4 protein-coding genes and 1 pseudogene are annotated in these 4,628 nt (G+C 73.4%); 2 read left to right on the forward strand and 3 right to left on the reverse strand.

The genetic code is table 11. The annotated features are described in order from the left end of the window. The 3 genes and pseudogenes from AE652_RS08910 to AE652_RS08920 form a co-directional block, all read right to left on the reverse strand. Positions 1-559 (reverse strand): annotated as a pseudogene (locus AE652_RS08910) (hypothetical protein); the annotation flags it as partial. Further along, complete coding sequence (locus AE652_RS08915; protein WP_049650669.1) at positions 556-1,437, reverse strand: MoxR family ATPase; 882 nt, start codon at positions 1,435-1,437, stop codon at positions 556-558. The gene AE652_RS08915 and the pseudogene AE652_RS08910, both read right to left, overlap by 4 nt. A 194-nt stretch (positions 1,438-1,631) precedes the next feature. Beyond that, the gene (locus AE652_RS08920; protein ID WP_049650670.1) at positions 1,632-2,300 is read right to left on the reverse strand and encodes a hypothetical protein; all 669 of its coding nucleotides are present in this window, start codon (positions 2,298-2,300) and stop codon (positions 1,632-1,634) included. Between the two features lie 596 nt (positions 2,301-2,896). Between AE652_RS08920 and AE652_RS08925 the strand changes: the two genes are divergently transcribed. Beyond that, positions 2,897-3,625 (forward strand): TetR/AcrR family transcriptional regulator, encoded by a 729-nt coding sequence (locus AE652_RS08925; RefSeq protein WP_049650671.1) that lies wholly within the window; start codon positions 2,897-2,899, stop codon positions 3,623-3,625. 186 nt (positions 3,626-3,811) lie between these two features. Continuing rightward, positions 3,812-4,468 carry a DUF6230 family protein gene (locus AE652_RS08930; RefSeq protein ID WP_049650672.1) on the forward strand — a complete coding sequence of 219 codons (657 nt, stop codon included), beginning with the start codon at positions 3,812-3,814 and terminating at the stop codon, positions 4,466-4,468. The last annotated feature ends 160 nt before the right edge of the window (positions 4,469-4,628 follow it).

Consider the following 4,628-nt stretch of genomic DNA (forward strand, 5'->3'; position numbering starts at 1 on the left):
CGCCGGGCCGCTCGCGCAGGGCGGCGAGGACGCGGGCGAGCAGCGTCTCGGGGGCGAGCCGGCCGAGCGCCTGCTGGGCGGACCAGCCGCCGGAGCCGGGGGAGCCCCCGCTGCCGGGGGAGCCTCCGGTGCCGTACCGGCCGAAGGCCTCGATCAGCTCGCCGGCCAGCCGGGCCTGGGCGGCGCGGTCGTCGGCGGCCAGCGCGGCGGCGAGGCGCTCGCGCAGCTGCTCCCGCAGCGGGTCGGGGCGGCCGAAGCGCGGCGGTTCGGGGTCGTCGGGGACGGGCGGCGGGTCGGCCCGGACGGCCTCCGGGGTGCCGACGCCGAGCGGGAAGAACAGGTCGAAGGCGGCGTCGTAGACGGTCCGTTGGGCTTCCGAGCGGAGCAGGGCGGCGGCCAGGCCGGCCCGCATCTGCTCGCGGTCGGCGAAGCCGAGGACGTCCAGGACGGCGGCCGCGTCCACCGTCTCGGCCGGGCCGATCCGCAGGCCGTGCCCGCGCAGGGCGCGGACCAGGCCGGTGAGGCGGGCGGCGGTGTCGGCCTCCCGGGGCGTCGTCATGCGAGGGTGAGCTTCTGGGCGGCCTTGCGGACGTCGTCCTGGTGCTTGAGGATCACGCCGAGGGTGTCCCGGACGACCGTCTCGTCCAGGGTGCCGGCGCCGAGCGCCAGCAGGGTGCGGGCCCAGTCGATGGTCTCGGCGACGGACGGGGCCTTGCGCAGCTCCATCGCGCGCAGCGCGCCGACCACCCGGACCAGCGACTCGGCCAGCGTCTCGTCCAGTCCGGGCACCTTGAGCCGGACGATCCGGCGCTCCAACTCGGCCTCGGGGTAGTCGAGGTGGAGGAAGAGGCAGCGGCGGCGCAGCGCCTCGGAGAGCTCGCGGGTGGCGTTCGAGGTGAGCAGCACGAAGGGGCGGCGCTCGGCGGTGATGGTGCCCAGCTCGGGGACGGTGACCTGGAAGTCGCTGAGCACCTCCAGCAGCAGCGCCTCCACCTCGACGTCGGCCTTGTCCATCTCGTCGATCAGCAGCACGGTCGGCTCCTCGCCGCGGATCGCGGTGAGCAGCGGGCGGGCGAGCAGGAACTCCTCGCCGAAGATGTCGGTGCGGGCCTCCTGCCAGCCCTCGTCGCGGCCGGCGGTGATCCGCAGCAGCTGCTTGGCGTGGTTCCACTCGTAGAGCGCGCGGGCCTCGTCGATGCCCTCGTAGCACTGGAGCCGGACCAGCCGGGCGCGGCCGATCGCGGCCACCGCCTTGGCGAGTTCGGTCTTGCCGACCCCGGCCGGGCCCTCGACCAGCAGCGGCTTGCCGAGCCGGTCGGCGAGGAAGACGGTGGTGGCCACGGCGGTGGAGGCCAGGTAGCCGGTGGCGGCCAACTGCTCGGCGGCGTCCGCCACCGAGGTGAAGAAGCCCGTGCCGTGCCCGCCGTCGTCGCTCATCCGCCTGCCCCGTTCCGGTTCGCCGTCTTCGTGCGGCGCCACCCTACCGGCCGGTCACTTCGCTGTCTCGGGGACGGGCGTCCGGGGTCGGGGGCGGGCGTTCCGGTTCGGGGACGGGTCCGGCGCAGCGGCGTACGGCCCGGTGAGGGTGCCGTACGCCGCCGTCGTCAGGACGGGCCGTGGGGGCCCCGGCGTCAGTTGACGAAGAGCGCCGGGCTGCCGGCGACGGAGCTGTCGAGCACCGGGCCGTAGGTGGCGCTGAAGTAGCCCGTCGAGAAGCACAGGCTCGGCCCGGACACCAGGGCGAACGGCTGGCCGGCGAAGCCGATGGTGTTGCCGGTGTTCGAGGTGGTGCCGTTGATCCCGGTGCTGTTCTGGTAGTTGCAGCTGATGCTGCCCAGGATGGTGTTGAGCACCACGGTGGTGCCCATCACGCCGGCCGCGCCGGGGGTGAGCTTGACCGGGTTGCCAGGGGCGTCGCTGACCGTGTTGGTGAACGGCAGGCTGGTGACCGTGACGCTCTTGACGCCGGTGACACCGATGACGTTGGAGGTGCAGGAGCCGAAGGTCTGGGTGTCGAGCCGCTCGACGGCGCTGCCCGGCGCGGCCGGGTTGGCGGTGACGGTCGCCGAGAAGGAGGAGGCGGCACACTTGACGCCGGTCGACCCGGTGGCGCTGTTGTTGAAGTTCGCGGTGGTGCCGGAGACCAGGTTGGCGGTCAGCACGTCGCCGACGGCGACGTCCGGGCCGCTCGGACTTCCGGTGGTCAGGACCGCGCCGGCGGCCTGGGCGGGGGTCACGGCCGCGCCGGTGAGGGCGAGTGCGGCCAGGGCGGCGGTGGCGAGGGTGCGGCTGATGCGCATGAGGGTACCTCTCTCCGTCCGGTGGACGGGGGTGGGGGAAACCCGGCGTGCGGGTGTGGTGGTGTGCACGACGGGGGAGGGGCGTGACGGGTGCCGGAGACGTCGTACCGGAGACTTCGTACCGTTCCCCGGGTCGCGCTCCGGGCCGCGCTCCGGTCTTCACACCGGATGCCTCGGCCCATGCCGAGGGCGGGCGGGCCCGGCGCCACGGGCCCGTCCGTGCGGTACGGCGGTGCGGACGTACGCGAGGGTGGGCGTACGGCGGTGCGGTGGAACTGCGGTGGTACGGCGGTGCGGTGGAGCTGCGGTGCGGCCTTGCGTGTGGCCTTGCGTGTGGCCTTGCGTACGGACGGCGGCGTGGAACACCGCGGCACCGCGCCGTTCGGTCGGGGACGTGCGGTGCCGTCGGGGCCCTCGACGACTGCCACCGTCGCGGTCCCGTCCCCGCCGTGGTCCCGTGGCCCGGGCTTTCGCCCCGGTCCGCGGAGCCCCCGGAGGTCCGGCCGGTGGGCGCCTGCTGGCCCGCCGGTTGGAAACCTGTCAGTGTTGTAAACCCGGTGTTCCATCAATGTCAATACAGGACACAGGAGTTGGTGATGGATCGGAAACACCTCCGCGGAGCCGACGTGGTCCTGCTGCCGGGTGCCCGGACCGGCCGCGATCCGGCCCGCTCGATCAAGCCGGGCCCGCGCCGGCTGCCCGCCGGCGTGGTCGCCGCGACCCAGCGCGATCGACTCCTGGACGGGCTGGTGCGGACCGTCGCCGAGCGCGGCTACCAGCACGCGACGATCAGCGACATCTGCCGCGCGGCGGGCGTGACCAGGCCGGTCTTCTACGAGCTGTTCAACGGCAAGGAGGACGCCTTCCTGGCCGCGCACCGGCACGGCACCGGTGTGGTGATCCGGCGGATGGCGGCCGCCTTCGCGGCCGAATCCGACTGGTGCCGGGGCATCCGGAAGGCGCTCGGCGTGATGCTGCAATTGCTGGCGGGGACACCGGCGTTCGCCACGATGGCGGTGATCGAGATCGAGGCGGTCGGTCCGGCCGGCCGCCGGGAGCGGGCCCAACTGCTGACCAGGTTCCGCTCGTTCTTCGCCGAGGTGCCCCAACTTCCGGGCGGGGTCGGGTCGAAGGAGATGGTGGACGCCGTGGTCGGCGGCGTCTACAGCGCGATCTACCGGCGGATCGACTCCGGCCGGACCGAACAACTACTGGAGCTCCTGCCGCTGTTGAGCCTGTTCTGCCTGTCGCCCTTCCTCGGCCCGGCGGAAGCGGCCGAGCGGCTGGGGGTGCGGGACTGGCCGAAGCGGGTCGCGGATTGGTGAAGATCCTTCGTGCACCTGTATTGACCCGGCCAATACCGGGCAGTAGCTTCCCAGTTACCTACCGGCGCCGACCGGTCCGCCCCGCTGCCGAGGGGCGGACAGCCCGGTCGGGCCGGGGAACGCTGTCCGCGCCAGGACAACGTGCCAAGTGCCTGCACACCCATTCCACCCACAGGGAGCACACACATGGCCATGTCCGAGGACGCCGCCACGGCGGCCGAGACCCCGCAGACGCCGAGCGGGCCGAGAAGAGGACGGGTCCGGCTGAAGCGCAGCGCCCTGATGGCCGTACCGGCCATCGCGGCCGGTGGCGTCCTGATGGCGCTCACCGCCCAGGGCGTGCTCGCCGCCCAGTTCTCCATCTCCGGCATGCCGTTCACCATCACCGCCGACAAGCTGGACGGCGAGGGCTTCGCCCAGTTCGGCTCGCTGGACTCGATGATCCCCGACAGCCCCAACGCGGGCTCCACCGGCGGCCAGGTGCTGGTCGCGGTGTCGGCGATCAAGAAGGCCGAGATCACCAACCTGTGCCAGAGCGTCGACCTCGGCGGCATCAACCTGGTGATCCACGCGGGCGACGGCGGCACCCCCGTCACCGCCTCCGACCTCACCACCGACTCCGACATGCTGTCCGGCGACGCGGAGTTCAAGAACATCGAGATCGGCGGCGACGCCAGCACGTACACCAAGGCCGGCCCGGTCGGGAAGGGCAACCCCGGCGTGTTCGGCCAGCAGGCCGACCACGTCACGCTGACCCACCTGAACCAGCACAACTACGCGAGCACCGCCGTCGGGTTCAAACTGCCGAACCTGCGGCTGAGCTTCAGCTCCACGGGCTGCTGAGCATGGCGGAGTCCGTACCGGAGCCGGCCGGCACCGGCGAGGGCACCGCGGCACGGGCCGAGGGGGTGGCCGCCGAGGGGACGGCGGCCGCACCCGCCCAGGCCGTGGCGGCCCCCGTCGCCGAGCCCGCCGCACGCCCGGTCACACGCGACTGGCGGGG

The organism is Kitasatospora sp. MY 5-36 (genome assembly GCF_001182915.1).
GTDB lineage: Bacteria > Actinomycetota > Actinomycetes > Streptomycetales > Streptomycetaceae > Kitasatospora.